This window comes from Vibrio sp. 10N.222.52.B7 (assembly GCF_041474275.1).
Taxonomy (GTDB): domain Bacteria; phylum Pseudomonadota; class Gammaproteobacteria; order Enterobacterales; family Vibrionaceae; genus Vibrio; species Vibrio crassostreae_C.
Genome location: NZ_JBFRTU010000217.1, coordinates 1 through 660, shown reverse-complemented (window position 1 = coordinate 660; position 660 = coordinate 1). Strand labels below are relative to the sequence as shown.

Sequence of the window (660 nt, the reverse complement as noted above, 5' to 3'; positions counted from 1 at the left end):
TCGTATCTCGTATCTCGTAGAAGCATAAAAAAGCCCCAACACGAATGTCGAGGCTAAAGTATCTTTATTTATGTTCTAGCTGAGTATCCGCTGCGTGCTACTCTTCGTTGTTTTCAGCAAACTTAGATGGTGACATGCCAAAGTGGTGCTTAAACCTTTGACTGAAATAGGAAGGGTCATTGAACCCCGAATCAAACGCCACATCAGAGATCTTCTCTCCAGCGAGTAAGCGCTCACACGCATGCTCTAGACGTACTTCATTCAAGTGCTCTTTGAAGGTCTTGTTGTAAGCCGATTTAAAGCGTCTCTGTAAGCTTCTCTCAGACATAAACAAATACTTAGCGGCAGTTGCAGTACTGAACTCGGCATCAGCGTAGTTTTCACTCACAAGCTGCGACACTCTGTTCTTCCACTCTTGTTCCGCTGTCAGTTTTTGTTGCTCTGGTGTTGAGGCGGCAAGCTTAATGGTTTCAATCTGTTCAATTGTGCTGGCTTCAAGATTGTCGAGTACTTGATACTCAATTGGCCACGAAAGCTGAACCTTATTTTGAGACTCCGAAACAAAGGCATTAAGCTCACCACCGCTCTGATTCATCAATAGCGGCAGCTTTTCGATGTTAAGGTCGGTCGACTTTCCGGTATTGTCACCCATGCTTGATG

1 protein-coding gene is annotated in these 660 nt (G+C 44.8%); it reads right to left on the bottom strand.

Annotated features, from left to right (window positions below; all coding sequences use genetic code 11):
- Positions 1–97: 97 nt before the first annotated feature.
- Positions 98–660: helix-turn-helix domain-containing protein (locus AB4512_RS22495; RefSeq protein WP_372175756.1), on the bottom strand; the 563-nt coding region annotated here is incomplete at its 5' end.